The organism is Pseudomonas sp. FW305-20, from assembly GCF_058788075.1.
In genome coordinates this window covers 82,323-105,228 of the sequence record NZ_JBYTAJ010000016.1, presented here as the reverse complement: position 1 = coordinate 105,228, position 22,906 = coordinate 82,323, and the positions used below count along the sequence as shown (strand labels likewise).

Below are 22,906 nucleotides of genomic sequence, written 5' to 3'. Positions count from 1 at the left end.
TTAAAGAGTCTCTGATCCGGTCAGGCGCTTGATGGTGCTGCGCAGGATGGGGCTGTCGGGTTGTTCCTTGAGGAACTTGCTCCAGATTTGCTTGGCTTCCCGTTGCTTGCCATTGGCCCACAGGACTTCGCCCAGGTGCGCGGCGACTTCCTGATCGGGGAAGCGCTCCAGCGCCTGGCGCAGCAGGCGTTCGGCTTCGTCGAGGTTGCCCATGCGAAAGTTCACCCAGCCGAGGCTGTCGAGTACCGCCGGGTCTTCCGGATTGATCTTGTGCGCTTGTTCGATCAAGGCCTTGGCTTCGACGTAGCGCGTCGTACGGTCCGACAGGGTGTAACCGAGGGCGTTCAACGCCATCGCGTTGTCGGGGTCGCGCTTGATGATCAGCCGCAGATCACTTTCCATCTGCGCCAGGTCGTTGCGTTTTTCCGCTTGCATGGCGCGGGTGTACAGCAGGTTCAAATCGTCCGGGTATTGCTGCAAGGCTTGCTTCAATACATTCCAGGCCTTGTCGGGCTGTTTATTGGCAGACAAGGTTTCGGCTTCGATCAAGTACAACTGAATCGCGTAATCGGGTTGCTCATCGCGCTCCGCAGCCAGACGGCTTTGGGCTTCTGCGGTCTTGCCGTTATTCATCAGGATATCGGCCTGACGCAATTGCGCCGGCAGGTAATCGTTGCCAGGGCCGACCTGGGCGTACTCGATCAGCGCGCCTTGAGGGTCATTGCGCTCTTCAGCGATACGACCGAGGTTCAAGTGCGCCGAATCGACGTGGCTTTCCCGGGCAATCAGGTCTTCCAGATAGCCCTTGGCCTCATCCCAGGCCTTGGCTTCCAGGCAAACCAGCGCCAGGGAATAACGCAGCTCGTCGTCTTCGGGGTACTGCTGAACCAGGCTCGAGAACTCGGCTTTGGCGTCGTCCATGCGGTCCTGTTCAACCAGCATGCGCGCGTAAGTCAGGCGCAGGCGTTTGTCGTCCGGGTATTTCTTGATGCTTTTTTGCAGCAGCGGCAAGGCTTCGTCGCCACGACTGAGGGCCTGCAGCAGGCGTGCGCGCAGCAAAATCGGTGCTATTTCGCCTTCGTCCGGAGGATTGTCTTCCAACAGGCTCAGCGCACCCTTGGCATCACCGTCCTGTTGCAGCAGCAAGGCTTTGCCGAAAATCAGCTGACTGTTGTTCGGATGGCGCTGCAATAAACGGTCAAAACTTTTCATCAAGCCGTTGCGCGTGTCCTGGTCGGTATCGGCCGCAGACAGGGCGAGGAAGTCGAAATGCGTGTCGCCCTTGCCTTGCAGGACTTTCTCCATATAGACCATGGAGTCGTCATAGCGCCCGGCACGAGCCAGTTGCACGGCAGCGGCCCGTTGCGCCTCAAGGTCTTGCGGCGCGTTTTTCGCCCAGATCAGCGCGGTGTCCAGGGCGGCCTGATCGGCGCCCAGATACTCGGCAATACGGAATGCTCGCTCGGAGATGCCCGGATCCTGAGTATTGATTGCCTGGGTCACGTAGTTGTCCAGGGCAATGTCGAAACGATTGCGCTGGCCAGCCAGTTCGGCGCTCAACAGGCTGAAGACGGTTTCTTCACTGAATGAGCTGTAGACCTTGGGCTTTTCAGGGGCCGGAGTGCTGTCTTCGACCGGCGGCGTACCGTCCGACGAAACGGGTGCCAAGGCCTGGCAGCCGCTGAGGAAGACAAAAGCGAGGAGCAACGCGGAAGATCTATTCATATAGGAAGAGGACGACTAACCTGCGGTCGGATCATCATGACACAAGCCTTCGGCCAAACATAACCGAGACTCAATCGGCACCTTTATAGAGGCAGATCATTGGGACAATAGTCAGCGGTAGTTGTTCTGGCTCTGTCGAAGTAGGACAATTGCCGGCTTCACGTCACTATCAGCGACCTTGAATGGCCTTCCTTGCACTCGGTATTAACCACAAGACTGCTTCAGTAGACGTCCGCGAGCGCGTGGCCTTTACCCCTGAGCAACTGGTGGAGGCCTTGCAGCAGCTCTGCCGACTCACCGACAGCCGCGAAGCCGCGATCCTCTCCACCTGCAATCGCAGTGAACTCTATATAGAACAGGATCACCTTTCGGCGGACGTCATTCTGCGCTGGCTGGCCGATTATCATCATTTGAGCCTCGAAGAGCTGCGTGCGAGCGCTTATGTGCACGAAGATGATGCGGCAGTTCGTCACATGATGCGGGTGGCTTCCGGGCTCGATTCGCTGGTGTTGGGCGAACCGCAGATTCTCGGTCAGATGAAATCGGCCTACGCCGTGGCCCGCGAGGCTGGCACCATCGGTCCGTTGCTCGGGCGGTTGTTCCAGGCCACGTTCAATGCGGCCAAACAGGTGCGCACCGACACCGCCATTGGCGAGAACCCGGTGTCGGTGGCGTTTGCCGCGGTCAGTCTGGCGAAACAGATTTTCAGCGACCTGCAACGCAGCCAGGCCTTGCTGATTGGCGCCGGCGAGACCATCACCCTGGTCGCCCGCCATCTGCACGAATTGGGTGTGAAACGCATCGTCGTCGCCAACCGCACCCTGGAGCGCGCGAGCATTCTGGCCGAGCAGTTCGGCGCTCACGCGGTGTTGCTCTCGGACATCCCGGCGGAACTGGTGCGCAGCGACATCGTCATCAGCTCCACCGCCAGCCAGTTGCCGATCCTGGGCAAGGGCGCGGTGGAAAGCGCCTTGAAACTGCGCAAGCACAAGCCGATCTTCATGGTAGACATCGCCGTCCCCCGGGATATCGAGCCTGAAGTCGGCGAACTGGACGATGTTTACCTCTATAGCGTCGACGATCTGCACGAAGTCGTCGCCGAGAACCTCAAGAGTCGCCAGGGTGCAGCCCAGGCGGCGGAAGAGATGGTCTCGATTGGTGCCGAAGATTTCATGGTCCGCCTGCGTGAACTGGCGGCAGTGGATGTGCTCAAGGCCTATCGCCAACAAAGCGAGCGCCTGCGCGACGAAGAATTGCAGAAGGCCCAGCGCATGCTGGCCAACGGCAGCAGCGCCGAAGACGTGCTGGTGCAACTGGCGCGGGGCCTGACCAACAAACTCTTGCACGCACCGAGCGTGCAGTTGAAAAAGCTCTCTGCCGAAGGCCGCCTCGATGCGCTGGCCATGGCCCAGGAACTCTTTGCCCTGAATGAGGGCTCATCGGATAGCTTTTCGGATAAAAAACCGCAATGAAAGCGTCACTGCTCAATAAGCTGGACATCCTCCAGGACCGTTTCGAGGAATTGACCGCCTTGCTTGGCGACGGCGAAGTCATTTCCGATCAGAACAAATTCCGCACCTATTCCAAGGAATACGCGGAAGTCGAACCGATTGTCGAAACCTATAAACAGTTGCTCAAGGTACAAAGCGATCTCGAGGGCGCTCAGGCGCTGCTCAAGGACAGCGACCCGGACATGCGCGAAATGGCCGTGGAAGAAGTCCGCGAAGCCAAAGAGCAACTGATCGACATCGAAGCCAGCCTGCAACGCATGCTGCTGCCCAAGGATCCGAACGATGGCCGCAACGTGTACCTCGAAATCCGCGCCGGCACCGGCGGTGACGAGGCGGCGATTTTCTCCGGCGACCTGTTCCGCATGTATTCGCGTTACGCCGAACGACGTGGCTGGCGGGTGGAGATCCTCTCGGAGAACATCGGTGAACACGGCGGCTTTAAAGAAGTCATCGCTCGCGTCGAAGGCGACAACGTCTACGGCAAGCTGAAATTCGAATCCGGTGCCCACCGCGTACAACGGGTTCCGGCTACCGAATCCCAGGGCCGCATCCACACCTCGGCCTGCACCGTAGCGGTGTTGCCCGAGCCGGACGAGCAAGAAGCGATCGAGATCAACCCCTCGGATTTGCGCATCGATACCTACAAATCCTCCGGTGCCGGTGGTCAGCACGTTAACAAAACGGACTCGGCGATCCGCATCACGCACTTGCCGTCCGGTATCGTCGTCGAGTGCCAGGAAGAACGTTCCCAGCACAAGAACCGCGCCCGGGCGATGTCCTGGCTGTCGGCCAAGCTCAACGATCAGCAAACCAGCGCCGCCGCGAACGCGATCGCCAGCGAGCGTAAATTGCTGGTCGGTTCGGGCGATCGCTCGGAGCGGATTCGCACGTACAACTTTGCCCAGGGGCGGGTCACCGACCACCGGGTCAACCTGACGCTGTATTCCCTCGACGAAATCCTCGCGGGTGGCGTCGATGCGGTGATCGAGCCGTTGCTGGCCGAATACCAGGCCGACCAATTGGCAGCGATAGGTGAGTAAATGACGATCATTGCCAGTTTGTTACGCGCCGCCGACCTGCCGGATTCGCCCACTGCGCGCCTGGATGCCGAATTGTTGTTGGCCGCGGCGTTGGGCAAGTCCCGCAGTTTTCTGCACACCTGGCCCGAGCGCATCGTTCCGAGCGAAGCGGCGCTTAAATTTGCCGAGTATTTGCAGCGCCGCCGTGGCGGTGAGCCAGTGGCTTACATCCTCGGCCAGCAAGGTTTCTGGAAGCTTGACCTGGAAGTGGCGCCGCATACGCTGATCCCGCGCCCGGACACCGAGCTGTTGGTGGAGACTGCGCTGGAACTGCTGCCGGCCACACCTGCCAAGGTCCTCGACCTCGGCACCGGCAGCGGCGCCATTGCGTTGGCCCTGGCCAGCGAGCGTCCGGCCTGGACGGTGACCGCCGTGGATCGCGTACTCGAAGCCGTGGCCCTGGCCGAGCGCAATCGCCAGCGCCTGCACCTGAACAACGCCACCGTGCTGAGCAGTCATTGGTTCAGTGCGCTGGAAGGTCAGCGCTTTCAACTGATCATCAGCAACCCGCCTTACATTGCCTCCGCCGATCCGCATCTGGTGGAAGGCGATGTGCGCTTCGAACCGGCCAGTGCCTTGGTGGCTGGCGTCGACGGGCTCGACGATCTGCGTCTGATCGTCGCCCAGGCGCCGGATTATCTGGAAGCGGGCGGTTGGCTGATGCTTGAACACGGTTACGATCAAGCCACTGCGGTACGCGATTTACTGCTGACCCGCGGCTTTGAAGAAGTCCACAGCCGCACCGATCTGGGCGGTCACGAACGTATCAGCCTGGGGCGCCTGCCGTGCTGAATGATCAGGAGTTGTTGCGCTACAGTCGGCAGATTCTGTTGCAACACGTCGACATCGACGGCCAGTTGCGACTGAAAGAAAGCCGCGTGTTGATCGTCGGTCTTGGCGGCCTCGGCTCGCCGGTTGCGCTGTATCTGGCCGCCGCCGGCGTAGGTGAATTGCACCTGGCGGACTTCGACACCGTCGACCTGACCAACCTGCAACGCCAGATCGTCCACGACACCGACAGTGTCGGCCTGAGCAAGGTCGATTCGGCGATCCGTCGACTGAGCGCGATCAATCCCGAAATTCAGTTGATTGCCCATCGCACCGCGCTGGACGAAGACTCCCTGGCCGCCGCAGTGGCCGCGGTGGATCTGGTGCTGGACTGCTCCGATAATTTTTCCACCCGCGAAGCGGTCAACGCTGCGTGTGTCGCCGCCGGTAAACCTCTGGTCAGCGGCGCAGCGATTCGGCTCGAAGGGCAGTTGTCGGTGTTTGACCCGAGCCGTCCGGAAAGTCCGTGCTACCACTGTTTATATGGTCACGGCAGTGAAGCCGAACTGACCTGCAGCGAAGCCGGCGTCGTAGGGCCATTGGTTGGCCTGGTGGGCAGTCTCCAGGCGCTGGAAGCGATGAAATTGCTGGTGGGTTTCGGCGAGCCGCTGGTGGGGCGCCTGTTGTTGATCGATGCCTTGGGCTCGCGCTTTCGCGAATTGCGGGTCAAGCGTGATCCGGGCTGCAGCGTCTGTGGTTCGAAGCATGCGTGAAGCGCCGATTGGCGTGTTCGACTCCGGTGTCGGCGGGCTTTCGGTGCTGGCCGAGATTCAGCGTTTGCTGCCTAACGAGTCACTGTTGTACGTCGCCGATTGCGGGAATATTCCCTACGGCGAGAAAACCCCGGAATTCATCCGTCATCGCTGCAGCGTGATGGCCGGTTTTTTTCAGCAGCAGGGCGCCAAGGCCTTGGTGCTGGCCTGCAACACGGCGACGGTCGCTGGCGTTGCCGACTTGCGCCGCGATTATCCCGAGTGGCCCATCGTCGGCATGGAGCCAGCGGTCAAACCGGCCGCTGCCGCCACCCGCAGCGGTGTGGTCGGCGTGCTCGCCACTACTGGCACCTTGCAGAGTGCCAAGTTCGCGGCGTTGCTCGACCGATTCGCCACCGATGTGCGCGTCATCACCCAGCCGTGCCCCGGCCTGGTGGAGCTGATTGAAAACGGCGATCTGCACAGCGAGGCATTGCGCCAGTTGCTGGCCAGGTATGTCGAACCGCTGCTCGGTGCCGGGTGCGACACGATAATTCTGGGCTGCACGCATTATCCCTTCCTAAAGCCGTTGCTTAAGCAGATGATCCCCGATGACATCAGTTTGATTGATACCGGCGCCGCTGTAGCGCGGCAACTTCAGCGATTGTTGGCCGAGCGGGAATTGCTCGCCCAAGAACCTGCGCGTGCTGCGCAATTCTGGACGAGTGCCGATCCGGAGCATTTCAGAAATATCTTGCCGATACTGTGGAATACCGCTGGTGTTGTGCGAAGCTTCAAGGAGTAACAAAACTCGGGGCAAGCGAGTAATTGGGGTGAACTTCTGATTAATCGTCGACTTCTATAGCGTTAAGCAACAAAAAAAAACCATACGAAATCGTTCGGAAAAGGATGTTTCTAATGAAGCGACTATTCTGCTTGGCCGCGATTGCGGCCGCACTAATGGGGCACAGTTTTACCGCACAAGCGGCAGGCGTGGAGTTCGCGGTCGGCCAGACTGACGAATCGACCATGACCTATCGGCTGGGCATGCAATTCGATTGGGACAAGAGCTGGTTGCAGAGTGATATCGGTCGTTTGACGGGTTACTGGAGCGGTGGCTACACCTATTGGGATGGCGACAAGACCTCCAGCAACCACAGCCTGTCGTTCTCGCCGGTGCTGGTTTACGAGTTTGCCGGGCAGACCGTCAAACCCTACCTGGAGTTGGGCGTCGGCGTCGCGGTATTCGCCAATACCGAAGTCGAAAACAACCAACTGGGCAGTGCCTTTCAGTTTGAAGACCGGTTCGGTTTTGGACTGCGCTTTACGGGCGGGCATGAAGTCGGGATTCGTGCGACGCATTATTCCAATGCCGGAATCAGCAGCCCGAACGATGGTGTAGAAAGTTACGCGCTTCACTACACCATGCCGCTGTAAGACTCACTCGGTTAAATGTGGGAGCGGGCTTGCTCGCGAATGCGGACTGTCAGTTGACATCATCGTTGACTGACACGCCGCCTTCGCGAGCAAGCCCGCTCCCACATTGGATCTTCACTGGTCTGACTTTCAGCGATACGCCGTGGTAATCCCTTGGCGTTCTTCGATGCATTCCGGTGCGCCCATCTCGAACTCCCGACAGATCAGCGGGCGTTTTTCGTAGATGGTGCACATCATCGTGTTGCGATCCAGCGCGGCGCACCAGCCGTCATCCAGGCGCAGCATGACTTCCCCGCCCCAGTCATCGGTATCGATAAAACGTTCGGGCACGCCCGTGTCCGTGATCAGCATGACTTCGAGCTGACAGCAGCAAGCTGCGCAGGTCGAGCATGTGACCGCAGGCTCGGCGATTTGCGTATGGGGAATGGTTTTCATGGCGCCCAGTGTAAGGCAGTGGGCCGATGCTGTGTGAAAGGCCTGACGGACAGGGTGATCTCATGGCTGCGATTCAACAGCCAGGAGCGATCAGCCTTGGAGGCGGGTGATTTACGGCTGGTCCTTGATCGGCGGGTTGCTGCGCACCATGCGTTTGCCGATTGCCAGGTTTGCTCGGTGGGGTGATTTCGATAATGGCCAGAGGTCGGCCATGAACAACGCGGGAAAGGCTATCTCCAGCGGCCGATCCTTCAGTTCGGCGAAGATGTGGCGTGCGGCCTTGTCCACCGGCCAGCCGAGTGGCGTGGGGCTGTTTTGCGCTGTCAGGGGTGTTTCGACAAACCCGGGGCTGACCACGGTGACTTCGATGCCATCTGGAGCAAGATCAATGCGCGACGATTCAAACAGATAACGCAACCCGGGCTTTGAGGTGCCATGAGCCTCGGACCGTGGAAGCGGCAGGTAGGTGACCGAGCTGGCGACGCCCACCAGATACGGCGCGGTGCCGGCGCGCAAGAGCGGCAGGGCCGCCTGGATGCAAAAGCTGCTGGCAAGCAGATTGGTGCGCACCACGTGCTCGACGATCGACGCATCGAACTGCTGAACGTCGACGTATTCGCAAGTGCCGGCATTGAGGATCACCGTGTCCAGGGCTCCCCACTCCTCGGCAATCTGCTCGCCGATTTCTCGCACGGTCTGGCTGTTGGTCAGGTCACCGGCCACTACCAGCACTTGCCCCGGATAACGCTGGGACAAGACTTTGAGTGGCGCCACAGAACGAGAGCTCACCGCGAGGTGAGCACCGGTTTTCAATATTTCTTCGGCCAGCGAGGCACCAATGCCGTTGCCGGCACCTGTCAGCCAGTAGCGCCTTGGAGGTGTAAAACTCATCCCATTCTCCTTTTTCAGTCAGGTAATCGCCCGGCAGATTGTCGTGATGGCAAGTTCTTGAACGCGGCCAGCGCCCGTTGCCGAGAGCTGCTCAGATTGACGATCGGCGAAGGATAATCCGCCACACCGAACAGGCCGCCGAGGTTCGCCGGGTTGTGCACATCCTTCTTGTTCAGCCCGGCCAGTTCCGGCAGCCAGTACTTGATGAACAGCCCCTCGCTGTCAAATTTCTCCGACTGGCTCAGCGGGTTGAAAATCCGGAAGTAGGGCGCCGAATCGGTGCCAGTGGACGAACTCCACTGCCAGCCACCGTTGTTCGCCGCCAGGTCGCCATCGATCAGATGACGCATGAAAAAACGTTCGCCTTCACGCCAGTCGATCAGCAGATTCTTGGTCAGGAACATCGCCACTACCATGCGCAGGCGGTTATGCATCCAGCCGGTTTCCAGCAATTGGCGCATGGCCGCGTCGATAATCGGCAGACCGGTGCGGGCCTCTTGCCAGGCCAGGAGTTCATCCGGGGCATCGCGCCAGGCGAGGGCTTCGGTTTCCGGGCGGAATGCGCAATGACGCGAGACCCGTGGGTAGCCCACCAGGATGTGTTTGTAGAACTCGCGCCACAGCAATTCGTTGATCCAGGTAACGGCGCCGACCTTGCCACTTTCGAACTCGCCCTGATTGCTTTGCAGCGCGGCGTGCAGACATTGACGGGGGGAAATCACCCCGGCGGCGAGATAGGCCGAGAGCTGACTGGTGCCGGGTTTGGCCGGGAAGTCGCGTTCGTCTTTGTAGTCGTCGATCTGAGCGTCGGCGAAGGTGACGAGGCGACGGTGGGCTTCGGCTTCCCCGGCAGGCCAAAGACTGCGCAGGCTGTCGCTGGGCGTTGCGAAGCCTTCAACGTTCGACGGGATCTTGTCGCTGTCGATCGCCAGCGGCGCCTGCACGGCGGGTGCTGGGACCCGCTGCGGTAACGACCAGCGCAGGCGGTCATAACACGCCTTGCGGAACTGGCTGAACACCTGAAAGTAGGTGCCCGTTTTGGTCAGTACGGTGCCCGGTTTCAACAGCAATTGATCGAGGTAGCTGTAAAAGTCGATGGCATGGGCATTCAGTGTTTCGGCTACGGCTGCGTCACGACGGCTTTCATGAATGCCGTACTCCTCGTTGACGTGCACCGCGTCGACTTTCAACTGCTGGCAAAGATCGAGCAGCACCTTGGGTGCTTCATCCCAGCGAGATGCCTTGCGGATCAACAAGGGAATGTTCAGCTCATCCAGGGCGCTGCGTAACTCGCTCAGGTTGCGCAGCCAGAAATCCACTTTGCACGGCGCATCATCGTGTTCCAGCCATTGCTCCGGGCTCAGCAGATACACCGCCACAGTCGGGCCGCGGGCTGCAGCGGCCGAAAGGGCGGTGTTGTCATGGAGGCGCAAGTCGCTGCGCAACCAGATCAATTGCACAGAGGTGTCCGCACGATTCATTAAAAAATTCGCCATTAAATGAGCCCACGCTGAATCAGGCCCTGATGCGCTGCTAGCGGATCTTCAGCCAGGAACAAATCAGTGATCTTGTACGTTCGTGCGGACAACTCGGTGTGGTGGATGCATACCGTTGGTCCGGCAATCAATTTTGGGCAACTGACCCCGTTCAAAAGTTTCGGCAGCTGCGAAAGATTCATGGCTTTGCTGGAATACAGCAGTACGCCGCGGGCTTGCAGATGATCGACCGCCAGTGCGAGTTCGCCGGCAGGAAGTGGCCAGTCGAACACTTCCACCGGGCAATCGGCGCTGCTGATCAGCCAGGCGGTCAGCCACAGGTGGGGTTCCAGTGGCAGGTCCGAGTGATTGATCAACAACAGGGGCGCGGTGCGTAACTGACGGTTGTTATGGTAGATGCGTGCGCCAAATTTGCTGCGTAACCAGGAATAAAAAAACACTCGTTCCATCTGCGCGCCGAATTGGCCTTGCCAGCGTTGTTCCAGTTCAGCCAGCAAGGGCATCAGCAGTTGTGCGCACAAGGTCCGTGGTGGATACAGCGCCATGGCCTGATTGACGGTGTCATCGACGGTGCGTTCATTCAGTTGAGTGACCGCTTGCAGCAGCGTCTGGCGCAGCACTTGCCAATCGTTTTCGACGGATTGGGTTAAGGCCTGTGGGGTGTCGAGCAGTTGTTTGACCTGGCTGACAGCCACGCCGCGATTGAGCCAGGTGAGGATCGTCAGGATGCGTTGAACGTGGTCGGCAGAAAACAGCCGATGCCCCTTGGGCGTGCGTTGCGGGACGATCAGGCCATAACGCCGCTCCCAAGCCCGCAGGGTGACGGCGTTGACGCCAGTCTGCCGCGCGACCTCACGGATCGGCAGCCAGCCTTCGTCGAGGGCTTTCCTGAAGTCGGCACCGAGGTCTTCGCTGGCGCTGGTGTCGAGTGGGCTTTTCATTGGATTGTCATTAGATCGCGTTTCGCAGGCTGAGATTTTCCGGATGCGGTTGCAGGTAAACCTGTTGCGCGATGTACGGATCCGGGTGTTGACGGAAGAAGTGTTTGAGCAGCGTCAACGGCACCACCAGCGGCACGATGCCGTGGCGGTACTGGCCGATAACGTGTTGCATTTCCTGTTTGTCTTCAGGGCTGATGGCCTGTTTGAGATAGCCACTGATGTGCTGCAGGACGTTGGTGTGGGTGCGGCGCGTGGCGCATTTTTTCAAGGCCGACATCAGCTCGCTGAAGTAGCGCGGGCCGAGTTCGTTCGGATCGGTCTGGCCCATGTTGCCCAGCAGATTCCCCAGGGTTTTGTACTGCACCGGATTGTGGGCCATCAGCAGGTATTTGTAGCGCGAGTGAAAGTCCGTGAGGCCACGGCGAGTCAAACCTTCGCGCAGCAACTGCTGCCAGGCACTGTAGGCAAACACGCGGGTGAGGAAGTTTTCTCGCAGCACCGGGTCGTTGAGTCGGCCGTCTTCTTCCACCGGTAGATCTGGATGCCGCGCGCAGAACGCCTGGGCATAGATACCTCGGCCACCACCGTCCACCGGCGCACCGTTGGCGTGGTAGACCTTGACCCGATCCAAACCGCATGACGGGGATTTCTGCATGAAGATGTAGCCGCTGATGTCGCCCAGTTCCGCGGCCATTTTCTGACCGTACTCGGCGAGTGGCCGGGTGACATTGAGCTCCGGGTTGACCGAGCCGACAGCCTCGGGATGTTCGGGATCACCCACCAGGCGGATCGGCTCCCGAGGAATGCCGAGGCCGATGGCGACTTCGGGGCAAACCGGGACGAAATCGAAATAGTCCGTGAGGGTGCGACTGCACAACTGCGAGGCCTTGTGCCCGCCGTTGTAACGTACTTCTGCGCCCATCAGGCAGGCGCTGATGGCAATCTTCGGTTTCACGGCGTGGGGCATTGGAGCACCTCGAATCTAAACCTGTACAGACTGTTCAGTCTGTACAACATGACTTCATCATAGATTCAAAGGTGTACAAGTCAAATTAATTGTACAAGTTTTTTGTGAGGATCAACGCCGCGTCTGCATCGCCTGCAACCCGGCATTCGACTCTGTGCCTTCGTCGTCGCGACAGCTCGATGATCAGAAGATGTTTTTCGCGGTTTTGCGGGTGGGCTGCTGTCTATTTCGACAGCAGCAATTGACTCTGATCGATGCGGTTTACTGCAGATGCGCATGCAAGCGGCGGGCGGCTTCCTGGCCGCTGAGCCAGGCGCCTTCGACACGACCGGACAAGCACCAGTCGCCACACACATAGAGCCCCAGGTCGGCATCGGCCAAGGCCCCCCATTCATGACTGCTGGCCGGCCGGGCGTAAAGCCAGCGGTGCGCGAGGCTGAAGGTCGGGGCGGGCATGGAGTCGTGCAGCAGCTCGGCAAATGCGCCGTGCAATTGCTCGATCACCGCTTCCTTGGGCAGGTCGATATGCTGCCGACTCCACGCGCTGGTGGCGTGCAAAACCCAGGTGTCGAGGGTGATGTCACGTCCGGGTTTGCTGCGATTGCGAGCCAGCCAGTCGAGCGGGCTGTCCTGTACGAAGCAGCCTTCCATGGGCGTATCCAACGGTACCTCGAACGCCAGCGCGACAGCCCAGGTCGGGTCCATTTTCACTCCGGCGGCGGCACCGGCGAGTTTCGGCGCGGAGGCCAGCAGTGCAGTCGCCTGAGGCGCCGGCGTGGCGATGATCACATGGCTGAAAGGGCCGTGGGTGAAGCCTTCGGCGTCCTGCAGATGCCAGTGTTCTTCGCCGCGATAGACCTCGGTAATGCGGCAGGCAAAATGCACCTCCAGGTCGCCGAGCAGCCCACGGGTGATGGCGCTCATGCGCGGCGTGCCGACCCAGCGAGTCTGTTCGTCCGGCGACAGGTTGAGCTGGCCACCATGGTAGGTGTAGAGCTGCGGTAACCATTCGGCGACCCAGCCTTTTCCTTGCCAGCGCTGGACTTCAGTGACGAAGCGACGGTCGCGGGCAGTGAAATATTGCGCGCCCATGTCCAGAGCACCCGCATCGCTGCGCTTGCTCGACATGCGTCCGCCACTGCCGCGGCTTTTATCGAAAAGTTGAACGACATGCCCGACCTCTGTAAGGGCCTGGGCGGCGGAGAGTCCGGCGATGCCGGTGCCGATGATTGCGATAGGTACAGTCATAGGGGCCTCGTTTGCCTTTCTGTACAGACTACGCCGTGGATGAAACCTGTACAATATTGTTTTTTGGTATAACTTTTAGCGTTCTTGTTCTGACAGCTTGGCCTATTGTTAAACACAGAGCCTGCCCGATACCAAAGATCCCTGCATATAAAAATAGACTAGTGATCAAGGTAAAACGCCACGCGAGGAAGAAGTCATGCACATATTGCTGACCGGCGGTACTGGTTTGATAGGACGTCAGCTCTGCCGACACTGGTTGAGTCAGGGACATCGTTTGACTGTCTTGAGCCGCACACCTGAAAAAGTCGCGCAGATTTGCGGTGCGCAAGTGCGGGGAATCGCACTGTTCGAGGACCTTGGACAGGAAACGGTTGATGCCATTATCAACCTGGCGGGCGCACCGATTGCCGACCGACCCTGGACCTCCAAACGCAAGGCGCTGCTCTGGAGCAGCCGGATCACGCTGACCGAAACCATGCTGGCCTGGCTCGAAAGCCGCGCGCAGAAACCGCAGGTATTGATTTCGGGCTCTGCTATTGGCTGGTATGGCGACGGTGGGGAGCGCGAATTGACCGAGCAATCTCCGCCGGTCATCGATGATTTCGCCAGCCAGTTGTGCATCGCCTGGGAGGAAACAGCCCAGCGCGCCGAGGCGTTGGGCATTCGCGTGATCCTCATCCGCACCGGGTTGGTGTTGTCGGCCGAGGGCGGCTTTTTGTCGCGGCTGTTGCTGCCGTTCAAAATGGGGCTGGGCGGGCCTCTGGGCAGTGGCCGGCAGTGGATGCCATGGATCCATATCAACGATCAAATCGCCCTGATTGATTTTCTTCTGCATCAGGAAGACACCAGTGGTCCTTATAATGCCTGCGCGCCCAAGCCGGCGCGCAATCGCGAATTCGCCAAGACGTTGGGTAGCGTGCTGCACCGTCCGACGTTCATGCCCATGCCGGCCCTGGCGTTGAAGGTGTGTCTGGGCGAGTTGTCGTCGCTGTTGCTGGGTGGCCAGAAGGCTGTACCGGCTCGCTTGCTGGAAGCGGGTTTCACTTTCCAGTTCACTGATTTGCGCGCGGCTCTGGACGACCTTTCCAGCCGCCTTTGAAATAGGACGTTGCATGACCGATCACGCATTGCTTCTGGTCAACCTGGGCTCGCCGGCTTCCACCTCGGTGGCGGATGTGCGCAGTTACCTCAATCAATTTCTGATGGACCCGTATGTGATCGACCTGGCATGGCCGGTGCGACGTTTGCTGGTGTCGCTGATCCTGTTCAAGCGCCCGGAGCAGTCGGCGCACGCCTACGCCTCGATCTGGTGGGAGGAGGGCTCGCCGTTGGTGGTGCTCAGTCGTCGCCTGCAACAGGCCATGACGGCCCAGTGGACCCACGGTCCGGTGGAACTGGCGATGCGTTACGGTGAGCCGTCGATTGAATCGATGTTGGTGCGCCTGGCGGCCCAGGGTCACAAGCGGGTCACGCTCGCACCGCTCTATCCACAGTTCGCCGACAGCACAGTGACCACGGTGATTGAGGAGGCCAAGCGAGTGGTTCGCGAGAAGCAGCTGGATGTGCAGTTTTCGATTCTCCAGCCGTTCTACGATCAACCGGAATACCTCGATGCGCTGGTGGCCAGCGCCAAGCCGCATTTGCAGCAGGATCACGATCACCTGCTGCTGAGCTTCCACGGTTTGCCGGAGCGGCACCTGACCAAGATCGACCCTACCGGTCACCATTGCTTCAAAAGCGACAATTGCTGCCAGAACGCTTCGCCAGAAGTCTTGGCGACCTGCTACCGCGCCCAATGCCTGCGCACGGCCTCCGAGTTTGCCAAGCGGCTGGGGCTGCCGGACGGCAAGTGGTCGGTGTCGTTCCAGTCGCGTCTGGGGCGGGCCAAGTGGATCGAACCCTACACCGAAGCGCGCCTTGATGAGTTGGCTGGAATGGGCGTGAAGAAAGTGCTGGTGATGTGCCCGGCATTTGTCGCCGATTGCATCGAGACGCTGGAAGAGATCGGGGATCGCGGCAAGGAGCTGTTCCGCGAGGCGGGGGGAGAGGAGTTGGTGTTGGTGCCGTGTCTTAACGACGACCCGCAGTGGGCGCGGGCGTTGAGTGCCTTGTGCGAGCGAGCGCCGCTGGCGCTTTAAACTGTGGCGAGGGGGCTTGCCCCCGTTTGAGTACAGATCGTTCCCACGCAGAGCGTGGGAACGATCAGTTCGCTCAAAGCAGCGATTCATTCGCCTTCTTGTGCTTCCAGCTGTCATTGCCCGGCAGCAACAGGTTCAGCGCAATCGCCGTCACCGCGCACAGCGCGATGCCTTTGAGGCCGAAGTCGTCCGGCCCTGTGCCGGTGCCGACCAGTACGCCGCCAATCCCGAACACCAGGGTCACCGAGACGATCACCAGGTTGCGCGCTTCGCCCAGGTCGATCTTGTGGCGAATCAGCGTGTTCATGCCCACTGCCGCGATCGAGCCGAACAACAGGCACAGAATCCCGCCCATCACCGGCACCGGAATGCTTTGCAGCAGCGCGCCGAACTTGCCGATGAACGCCAGGCTGATGGCGAATATCGCCGCCCAGGTCATGATCTTCGGGTTGTAGTTCTTGGTCAGCATCACCGCGCCCGTCACTTCGGCATAGGTGGTGTTGGGCGGGCCGCCAAACAGGCCGGCTGCGGTGGTGGCAATGCCATCGCCGAGCAGGGTGCGGTGCAGGCCGGGTTTCTTCAGGTAATCGCGACCGGTCACGCTACCGACAGCAATCACGCCGCCGATGTGCTCGATGGCCGGAGCCAGGGCCACCGGAACGATGAACAGAATCGCCTGCCAGTTGAATTCCGGCGCGGTGAAGTGCGGGATTGCAAACCATGGTGCAGCGGCAATTTTCGCGGTATCAACGACGCCGAAATAAAACGCCATCGCAAAACCCACCAGTACACCCGAGATGATCGGCACCAGGCGGAAGATGCCTTTACCGAACACCGCGACGATCAGGGTGGTCAGCAGCGCGGGCATCGAGATCAGCATCGCCGTCTGATAATGAATGAGCTCGGTGCCGTCGCCAGCCTTGCCCATCGCCATGTTGGCGGCGATTGGCGCCATGGCCAGGCCGATGGAGATGATCACCGGGCCAATCACCACCGGTGGCAGCAGACGGTCAATGAAACCGGTGCCTTTGATCTTCACCGCAAGGCCGAGGAAGGTGTAGACGAAACCGGCCGCCATCACGCCGCCCATGGTCGCAGCGAGACCGAACTGGCCCTTGGCAAGAATGATCGGGGTGATGAAGGCAAAGCTCGACGCCAGGAACACCGGCACCTGACGCCCGGTGACGATCTGGAACAGAATCGTCCCCAGGCCTGCGGTGAACAGCGCCACGTTCGGGTCGAGGCCGGTAATCAGCGGCATCAACACCAGGGCGCCGAAGGCCACGAACAGCATCTGCGCACCCGACAGCACCGTGCGCCAGAGCGGATCGTTGAACTCTTGCTGCATGCTCAAGCGTCCTTCTGCTTGGTACCGAAGATCTTGTCACCGGCATCGCCCAGGCCTGGGATGATGTAACCATGCTCGTTCAGTTTTTCGTCAATGGATGCGGTGTAGATGGTCACGTCCGGGTGAGCTTTCTCTACGGCGGCAATGCCTTCAGGGGCAGCCACCAGCACCATCGCGCGGATATCCCGGCAACCGGCCTTTTTCAGCAGGTCGATGGTCGCGACCATGGAACTGCCGGTGGCGAGCATCGGGTCGATGATCATCGCCAGGCGTTCGTTGATTTCCGGGACCAGTTTTTCCAGGTAGGTATGAGCCTGCAGCGTTTGTTCGTTGCGGGCCACGCCCACGGCGCTGACTTTGGCGCCTGGGATCAGGCTCAGCACGCCTTCGAGCATGCCGATGCCTGCGCGCAGGATCGGCACGACGGTAATTTTCTTGCCGGCGATTTTCTCGACCGACACCGTGCCGCACCAGCCTTCGATGTCGTAGCTTTCCAGCGGCAGGTCTTTGGTGGCTTCATAGGTCAGCAGGGCACCGACTTCCTGAGCGAGCTCACGGAAATTCTTCGTGCTGATGTCGGCGCGGCGCATAAGGCCAAGTTTATGGCGGATCAGCGGATGGCGGATCTCGAGGATGGGCATGGGAAAGGCTCCGGCGGCGGGCAAAAAAACCGGCCTAGATTAATCTATCCGAGGGTGTTGTCCTATAGACATTCAGAACGTTAGTCCACAAACGCTTGATCTGGCCTCGCTTGATGCGTACCTTTGCCCGCTTTTCCTGAACCGCCACCCCCTGGAGAGCGCCATGCCCGCAGATCTCGAGCATATCCGTCAAATCATGCGAGAGGCTGACTGCCTGTACACCGAAGCTGAAGTCGAGGCGGCCATCGCCCGTGTCGGTGCACAAATCAACGACCAGTTGGCTGAAAGCAATCCTGTGGTGTTCTGCGTGATGAACGGCGGGCTGATTTTCTCCGGCAAACTGCTGACCTATCTGAACTTCCCGCTGGAAGCGTCCTACCTGCACGCGACCCGTTATCGTAACGAAACCAGCGGCGGTGATCTGTTCTGGAAAGCCAAGCCGGAAGTCTCGTTCCTCGACCGCGACGTGCTGATCATCGACGACATCCTCGATGAAGGTCACACCCTGGGCGCGATCATCGACTACTGCAAACACGCCGGCGCCCGCGCTGTGCACACCGCCGTGCTGATCGACAAGGACCACGACCGCAAGGCTCGCCCGGACCTGAAAGCCGATTTCGTCGGCCTGCCATGCATCGACCGTTACATCTTCGGTTACGGCATGGACTACAAAGGCTACTGGCGTAACGCCAACGGGATTTTTGCCGTTAAAGGCATGTGAATGGGGTGACTGTCCGCGCAGTTTGCTTGAACTGCGCGCTCAGTCCTGTCCGGCGAGCCAGCGTTCGCTTTTGCGTCGAGCCTGTTCCAGATTATTCACATAGGCCAACTGGCGCTGCTCCCGATGAATCCCCGCGCGCCTGAGTTTCAGGCGTACCCGTGGAGCGGTTCCTACCAGAATCAGGCCGATGCCGTCGGTGCGGTAATCCCTCAGGATATTGTCGAAGGCAGCCAGTGCCGTCATGTCCAGCATGGGCACGGCGCTCATCTCGACGATCACCACTTTGACCTCCGGACTGAATTTGCGCAGCACGCCCAGGGCTTTTTCGGCGGCACCGAAAAACAGCGGCCCGCGTATCGCATAGCAACGAACATGCTCCGGCATATCCCGTAAGGCTTGATGGAATTCGCGAGGCAGTTCGGCGGTGTCCGTGAGGTCGCTCATGCGCTTGATGAACAGACCGGCGGCCAGCAGCAGGCCGACGGCGACAGCCATCACCATGTCGAACAACACCGTCAGGCTCAGGCAGGTCAGCAACACCAGCACATCGCTGCGGGGCGCGATGCGCAAGGTATGCAGCACGTGCCGGGCCTCGCTCATGTTCCACGCCACCATCACCAGCAACGCGGCCAGAGCAGCCATCGGCAGATAGCTGAAAAGCGGTGCGAGGACGAGTATCGCCAGCAGCACCACAGCACTGTGAATAATGGCCGCCAATGGCGAAAAAGCTCCGCTGCGCACGTTGGTGGCACTGCGGGCGATCGCCGCCGTGGCGGTAATGCCGCCGAACAGCGGTGCGATCAGGTTGCCCAGGCCCTGGCCCAGCAGTTCTGCATTCGGATCGTGTTTGCTGCCGGTCATGCCATCCGCCACCACCGCACACAGCAAGGATTCGATGGCCCCGAGCATGGCAATGGCGAACGCCGGTGCCAGTAGCTGACGAATCAGATCGTAAGACAGGTGCAAAGGCTGGCCGTCGGGGCCGGGTAGATTCCACGGCCAATCGAAGCTAGGCAGGAACGGCGGAATCCCGGGATGGCTGACGCCTTCGACCATATAGCTGAAACGCTCGCCCAATGTCGCCACCGGCAGCCCGCCGTGCTCCAGCGCCAACCCCAGGAGCGCGCCGATGGTCAGCGCCACCAGATGCCCCGGAATCCTCGGCACCCACCGTGGCCAGACAATCAGAACCGCCAGGCAGGTGATGCCGATGATCCCGTCCCCTAACCGGGCGCTGGGCAAGGCCAGAATCAGTACACCCAACTGTTCGATGTAATGCTCTGCCTGGCCGGCGGTGTTCAGGCCCAGAAAATCCTTCAATTGCAGGGTTGCGATGACAATGCCGATCCCGGCAGTAAAGCCCAGGGTGACCGGATAGGGAATGTACTGGATCAACCGCCCGGCTCGGATCAGCCCCAGCGCAATGAGAATGACGCCGGCCAGCATGGTGCACAGCAGCAAACCGCCCAGGCCATATTGTTGGGTGATGGGTAACAGAATGACCACGAAGGCAGCGGTCGGCCCACTGACATTGAAACGCGAACCTCCTGTCAGGGCGATCAGGGGCGCTGCGATCAGCACCGTATACAACCCATGCTGAGGCGGTACACCCACGGCAATCGCCAGCGCCATGGCCAGCGGGATGGCGATAATTCCTACCGTTACCCCGGCGCTGATGTCGCCGCGTAAGCGTCTGAAGGAGTAACCAGCGCGCCAGGTCTGACGCCAGGCGGCGAACAACGGGGGAACGGAGAACGACATGAGCACTCCACGGTAGATGGCGCACCGTTGAACGACGGCTGAAAGCTCTTTCAGTATGGCCAGCTTCACCCTGCGAAGTATTGACCCATATCGCCAATTCGCGCGGTTGATCCTCATGCTAGAGTGCTCGGCTTCGCCTTGGGAGCCTGTTATGAGCCTTTTAATCCGCAGCTGCGCCGCCCTGTTGCTGACTGTCAGCCTGCCTCTGGCGGCCGCCCCGGTGCCGATGCACGCGCAGTTCCTGCCCCCCGATGACCTCACCCTGCGTGACGCGGAGCCCGAGCAGCAACAGTTGTTGCAGGTTACCGAGTACTCGGTAGTGGTCGGCAGTCAACGCCAGTCCAACCAGCAGCCGATCCCGGTCACGTCGCCGTTGCTGATCCGACTCAAGGGCAAATCCTTGAACAAGGGTGCGACCATCAGCCAGGTGCTGGTCAATTTCGATGGCGAAAGCAAAAGCCTGAAAAAGCCGATCTACGACGACAAGAGCAAAACCCTGACGCTGTTTTACCCGATGGCCCAGTACCGGGTGGTGATCGACTTGTTGCGCAATGACACGGTGTATTGCCAGTTCCTCAGCTACGCCAACGGTCATGTCTGGGCCGATCTGCACACGGGCGCTGTTCGTCCGCGTTGAGCCCGGTGGCAAGGGAGGGGTAAACTGCCCGCCCCGTGAAATGTCTGCGAGCTGGAGTCGGCAATGCGTAAAGATAAGAAGCAAGTGATTGGTGACGAGATCGGCGATGAGCAGATCAAGCTGTTCCTCGATTTCGAACCGGTCGACGCCACGTCGCCGTCGCTGCACAAACTGATCAAGGCTTACCGTGGCCTGCGCATCGATGACTTCGAACGTTTTCTGACGTTCTTCGTCGAAGCCGGTCTGGACCTGGACGGCAAGGATGAGCACGGCAATGACTTCGTCGCCCTGATCAAGGATCAGCGTAATGCGGCCGAGTACATCGAGCTGATCAACAAAGCTCGCGGTTAATTATTGCCTGACTGGGGTAGTGTTTGTGCTTGCCCCTTCGCGAGCAAGCCCGCTCCCACATTAGACCGCGATCAAAATGTGGGAGCGGGCTTGCTCGCGAAGGCGGTGTAAGTAACACCGAAGATCTTAGAGCCATCAGTTTCGCCGCCCATAAAAAAACGCCCCGCTCTCAAAGAGAACGGGGCGTTTTTTATGGAGCCGAATCAAGCGTAGCTTTCGGTCTCGTTGCTGGCTTCAACCAGTTCCAGCGCGACGTTGTTCTGCACATTGAGCTTGCGATACAGCGCAGCGTCGGTTTCCAGGACTTTTTCCCGAGCCGGGAAGATTTCCGCCAGTTTGGCAGCCCACTCACCGGAAGCCTTGTTCGGGAAGCATTTCTCGATCAGTTCCAGCATGATCGAAACGGTCACCGACGCACCCGGCGAAGCGCCGAGCAGGGCAGCAAGGCTACCGTCCTTGGCCGCGACCAGTTCGGTACCGAACTGCAGAACGCCGCCCTTTTTCGGGTCTTTCTTGATGATCTGCACCCGTTGGCCAGCCACTTCCAGGCGCCAGTCTTCGGCTTTCGCTTCAGGGTAGAAGCGACGCAGGGAATCCAGGCGCTGCTCCATCGACTGCATCACTTCGCTGACCAGGTACTTGGTCAGGTCCATGTTGTTTTTCGCCACGGCCAGCATCGGGCCGATGTTGCCGGCGCGAACCGACATCGGCAGGTCCATGAAGGAACCGTGCTTGAGGAACTTGGTGGTGAAACCGGCGTAAGGTCCGAACAGCAGGGACTTCTTGCCATCGACTACGCGGGTGTCCAGATGCGGCACGGACATTGGAGGCGAACCCACCGCTGCCTGGCTGTAAACCTTGGCCTGGTGGTGTTTGACCACTTCCGGGTTGTCGCACCGCAGCCACTGACCGCTGATCGGGAAGCCGCCGAAGCCTTTGCTTTCTTCGATGCCCGACGCTTGCAGCAGCGGCAGTGCAGCGCCACCGGCGCCGAGGAAGACGAATTTCGCATCAACCTCACGGGTATTGCCGCTGTTGACGTCCTTGATGCTGACAGTCCAGCCGCCGTTGTTGCGCTTCAGGCCGGTCACACGCTTGCAGTACTTGACCTGGGCATCGGGGGCGCTGGTCAGGTGCTTGAGCAGTTGATTGGTCAGCGCGCCGAAGTTGACGTCGGTGCCGTTCATGACGCGGGTGGCGGCGACGACTTCGTCGGCCGGCCGGCCTGGCATCATCAGCGGCATCCACTCGGCCATGGTGGCCTTGTCTTCGGTGTATTCCATGTCCGAGAAGGCGTGGTGCTTGCTCAGCGTCTTGAAACGTTCCTTGAGGAAGGAAACGCCATCGTCGCCCTGCACGAAGCTCAGGTGCGGCACCGGGCTGATGAACGTCTTGCACGAGCCGAAGGTGTTTTTCCTGGTCAGGTAGGACCAGAACTGCTTCGACACCTCGAACTGGGTGTTGATGTGCACGGCTTTCTTGATGTCGACGGTGCCGTCGGCGGCCTGCGGCGTGTAGTTGAGCTCACACAGCCCGGCGTGACCGGTACCGGCGTTGTTCCACGGGTTCGAACTCTCCGCAGCACCGGAATCCATCAGCTCGACGACTTCCAGCTTGATCGCGGGGTCGAGCTCTTTGAGCAGTACAGCGAGGGTGGCACTCATGATGCCGGCCCCAACCAGTACTACGTCGACTGCTTCGTTATGCGCCATTTAACGCGTCTCCAAAATCTGCAGCACCAAATTGTCGGCATGGCTGCCAGGTGTTCAGGGGCGTGTCAGTGAGGCCCCAAGTAACCATGGCAGTATCGCCATGTCCGAATCTTCGCAATTTTTTGCAACTTCGACGGACGCTACCGGCCGGGTCTAAAAGAGTCACATGAACTCACTTCAACACGCGGCTGGCAATTCGACTTATGGTCGATACATCCGTTTGTGCAACCAAATCCGTAGAGGACAGGCTTCAGGATCCGGTGTTCGAGGCGTACTCGGTCCTGTGTCGTTGGGCTGTTTCAGACGCTAATGGTGCATGTTCAGACGCAAAACTATTCATTTGCTCG

At 59.8% G+C, this 22,906-nt stretch carries 22 protein-coding genes; 11 read left to right on the top strand and 11 right to left on the bottom strand.

The features are described 5' to 3' along the window. On the bottom strand, nucleotides 1-1,725 hold the full coding sequence (locus AC3WP4_RS15960; protein WP_074880251.1) for a tetratricopeptide repeat protein: 1,725 nt from the start codon (nucleotides 1,723-1,725) through the stop codon (nucleotides 1-3). 182 nt (nucleotides 1,726-1,907) lie between these two features. On the opposite strand from AC3WP4_RS15960, the gene hemA reads away from it, so the two are divergent. The 6 genes from hemA (at nucleotide 1,908) to AC3WP4_RS15930 (ending at nucleotide 7,272) form a co-directional block, all read left to right on the top strand. After that, nucleotides 1,908-3,197, top strand: coding sequence for a glutamyl-tRNA reductase (gene hemA, locus AC3WP4_RS15955; RefSeq protein WP_074880247.1), 1,290 nt, complete (start codon nucleotides 1,908-1,910; stop codon nucleotides 3,195-3,197). Continuing rightward, nucleotides 3,194-4,276 (top strand): peptide chain release factor 1, encoded by a 1,083-nt coding sequence (prfA, locus tag AC3WP4_RS15950; protein ID WP_074880244.1) that lies wholly within the window; start codon nucleotides 3,194-3,196, stop codon nucleotides 4,274-4,276. Before hemA ends, prfA begins: the two co-directional genes overlap by 4 nt. Beyond that, on the top strand, nucleotides 4,277-5,107 hold the full coding sequence (prmC, locus tag AC3WP4_RS15945; RefSeq protein ID WP_102615263.1) for a peptide chain release factor N(5)-glutamine methyltransferase: 831 nt from the start codon (nucleotides 4,277-4,279) through the stop codon (nucleotides 5,105-5,107). Further along, on the top strand, nucleotides 5,101-5,856 hold the full coding sequence (locus AC3WP4_RS15940) for a molybdopterin-synthase adenylyltransferase MoeB (RefSeq protein WP_102615264.1): 756 nt from the start codon (nucleotides 5,101-5,103) through the stop codon (nucleotides 5,854-5,856). Before prmC ends, AC3WP4_RS15940 begins: the two co-directional genes overlap by 7 nt. Beyond that, nucleotides 5,849-6,640, top strand: coding sequence for a glutamate racemase (gene murI / locus AC3WP4_RS15935; RefSeq protein WP_074880235.1), 792 nt, complete (start codon nucleotides 5,849-5,851; stop codon nucleotides 6,638-6,640). Before AC3WP4_RS15940 ends, murI begins: the two co-directional genes overlap by 8 nt. A 113-nt stretch (nucleotides 6,641-6,753) precedes the next feature. Further along, nucleotides 6,754-7,272, top strand: a complete 519-nt coding sequence (locus AC3WP4_RS15930) for an acyloxyacyl hydrolase (RefSeq protein WP_102615265.1) — start codon at nucleotides 6,754-6,756, stop codon at nucleotides 7,270-7,272. Between the two features lie 129 nt (nucleotides 7,273-7,401). On the opposite strand, the gene AC3WP4_RS15925 is transcribed toward AC3WP4_RS15930, so the two are convergent. The 6 genes from AC3WP4_RS15925 to AC3WP4_RS15900 all read right to left on the bottom strand — a co-directional run bounded on the left by AC3WP4_RS15925 (nucleotide 7,402) and on the right by AC3WP4_RS15900 (nucleotide 13,250). Next, nucleotides 7,402-7,707 (bottom strand): YkgJ family cysteine cluster protein, encoded by a 306-nt coding sequence (locus tag AC3WP4_RS15925; RefSeq protein WP_074880229.1) that lies wholly within the window; start codon nucleotides 7,705-7,707, stop codon nucleotides 7,402-7,404. Nucleotides 7,708-7,818: 111 nt separating this feature from the next. Next, nucleotides 7,819-8,598 (bottom strand): SDR family NAD(P)-dependent oxidoreductase, encoded by a 780-nt coding sequence (locus AC3WP4_RS15920; RefSeq protein ID WP_076029801.1) that lies wholly within the window; start codon nucleotides 8,596-8,598, stop codon nucleotides 7,819-7,821. 14 nt (nucleotides 8,599-8,612) lie between these two features. Beyond that, nucleotides 8,613-10,058, bottom strand: coding sequence for a deoxyribodipyrimidine photo-lyase (phrB, locus tag AC3WP4_RS15915; protein WP_102615299.1), 1,446 nt, complete (start codon nucleotides 10,056-10,058; stop codon nucleotides 8,613-8,615). Nucleotides 10,059-10,093: 35 nt separating this feature from the next. Continuing rightward, the gene (locus AC3WP4_RS15910; protein WP_074880219.1) at nucleotides 10,094-11,035 is read right to left on the bottom strand and encodes a MerR family transcriptional regulator; all 942 of its coding nucleotides are present in this window, start codon (nucleotides 11,033-11,035) and stop codon (nucleotides 10,094-10,096) included. Between the two features lie 10 nt (nucleotides 11,036-11,045). Then, the gene (locus AC3WP4_RS15905) at nucleotides 11,046-12,002 is read right to left on the bottom strand and encodes a YbgA family protein (RefSeq protein WP_102615266.1); all 957 of its coding nucleotides are present in this window, start codon (nucleotides 12,000-12,002) and stop codon (nucleotides 11,046-11,048) included. A 261-nt stretch (nucleotides 12,003-12,263) separates the two neighbouring features. Further along, nucleotides 12,264-13,250 carry an NAD(P)/FAD-dependent oxidoreductase gene (locus AC3WP4_RS15900; protein WP_074880213.1) on the bottom strand — a complete coding sequence of 329 codons (987 nt, stop codon included), beginning with the start codon at nucleotides 13,248-13,250 and terminating at the stop codon, nucleotides 12,264-12,266. Nucleotides 13,251-13,446: 196 nt separating this feature from the next. Between AC3WP4_RS15900 and AC3WP4_RS15895 the strand changes: the two genes are divergently transcribed. Next, nucleotides 13,447-14,349 carry a TIGR01777 family oxidoreductase gene (locus tag AC3WP4_RS15895; protein WP_102615267.1) on the top strand — a complete coding sequence of 301 codons (903 nt, stop codon included), beginning with the start codon at nucleotides 13,447-13,449 and terminating at the stop codon, nucleotides 14,347-14,349. A gap of 13 nt (nucleotides 14,350-14,362) precedes the next feature. Beyond that, the gene (gene hemH, locus AC3WP4_RS15890; protein WP_102615268.1) at nucleotides 14,363-15,388 is read left to right on the top strand and encodes a ferrochelatase; all 1,026 of its coding nucleotides are present in this window, start codon (nucleotides 14,363-14,365) and stop codon (nucleotides 15,386-15,388) included. Nucleotides 15,389-15,461: 73 nt separating this feature from the next. On the opposite strand, the gene AC3WP4_RS15885 is transcribed toward hemH, so the two are convergent. Together AC3WP4_RS15885 and upp are read right to left on the bottom strand one after the other, a co-directional pair. Then, a complete protein-coding gene (locus AC3WP4_RS15885; protein WP_008153403.1) occupies nucleotides 15,462-16,736 on the bottom strand; it encodes a uracil-xanthine permease family protein in 1,275 nt (424 codons plus the stop codon). 2 nt (nucleotides 16,737-16,738) lie between these two features. Beyond that, nucleotides 16,739-17,377, bottom strand: coding sequence for a uracil phosphoribosyltransferase (gene upp, locus AC3WP4_RS15880; RefSeq protein ID WP_008025893.1), 639 nt, complete (start codon nucleotides 17,375-17,377; stop codon nucleotides 16,739-16,741). A 163-nt stretch (nucleotides 17,378-17,540) separates the two neighbouring features. On the opposite strand from upp, the gene AC3WP4_RS15875 reads away from it, so the two are divergent. Continuing rightward, nucleotides 17,541-18,098, top strand: coding sequence for a hypoxanthine-guanine phosphoribosyltransferase (locus AC3WP4_RS15875; RefSeq protein WP_074880200.1), 558 nt, complete (start codon nucleotides 17,541-17,543; stop codon nucleotides 18,096-18,098). A 39-nt stretch (nucleotides 18,099-18,137) separates the two neighbouring features. Here AC3WP4_RS15875 and dauA read toward each other — a convergent pair whose 3' ends face one another. Next, on the bottom strand, nucleotides 18,138-19,859 hold the full coding sequence (gene dauA / locus AC3WP4_RS15870; protein ID WP_102615269.1) for a C4-dicarboxylic acid transporter DauA: 1,722 nt from the start codon (nucleotides 19,857-19,859) through the stop codon (nucleotides 18,138-18,140). Nucleotides 19,860-20,010: 151 nt separating this feature from the next. Here dauA and AC3WP4_RS15865 point away from each other — a divergent pair, with 151 nt between their 5' ends. Both AC3WP4_RS15865 and AC3WP4_RS15860 read left to right on the top strand, forming a co-directional pair. After that, nucleotides 20,011-20,496: a hypothetical protein gene (locus AC3WP4_RS15865; protein ID WP_074880194.1), complete on the top strand. Its 486-nt coding sequence runs from the start codon at nucleotides 20,011-20,013 to the stop codon at nucleotides 20,494-20,496. Nucleotides 20,497-20,559: 63 nt separating this feature from the next. Then, nucleotides 20,560-20,847: a PA4642 family protein gene (locus tag AC3WP4_RS15860; protein WP_046053428.1), complete on the top strand. Its 288-nt coding sequence runs from the start codon at nucleotides 20,560-20,562 to the stop codon at nucleotides 20,845-20,847. 203 nt (nucleotides 20,848-21,050) lie between these two features. Here the strand turns inward: AC3WP4_RS15860 and mqo are convergent, their stop codons facing one another. Continuing rightward, nucleotides 21,051-22,559 (bottom strand): malate dehydrogenase (quinone), encoded by a 1,509-nt coding sequence (gene mqo / locus AC3WP4_RS15855; protein WP_102615270.1) that lies wholly within the window; start codon nucleotides 22,557-22,559, stop codon nucleotides 21,051-21,053. Nucleotides 22,560-22,906 lie beyond the last annotated feature (347 nt).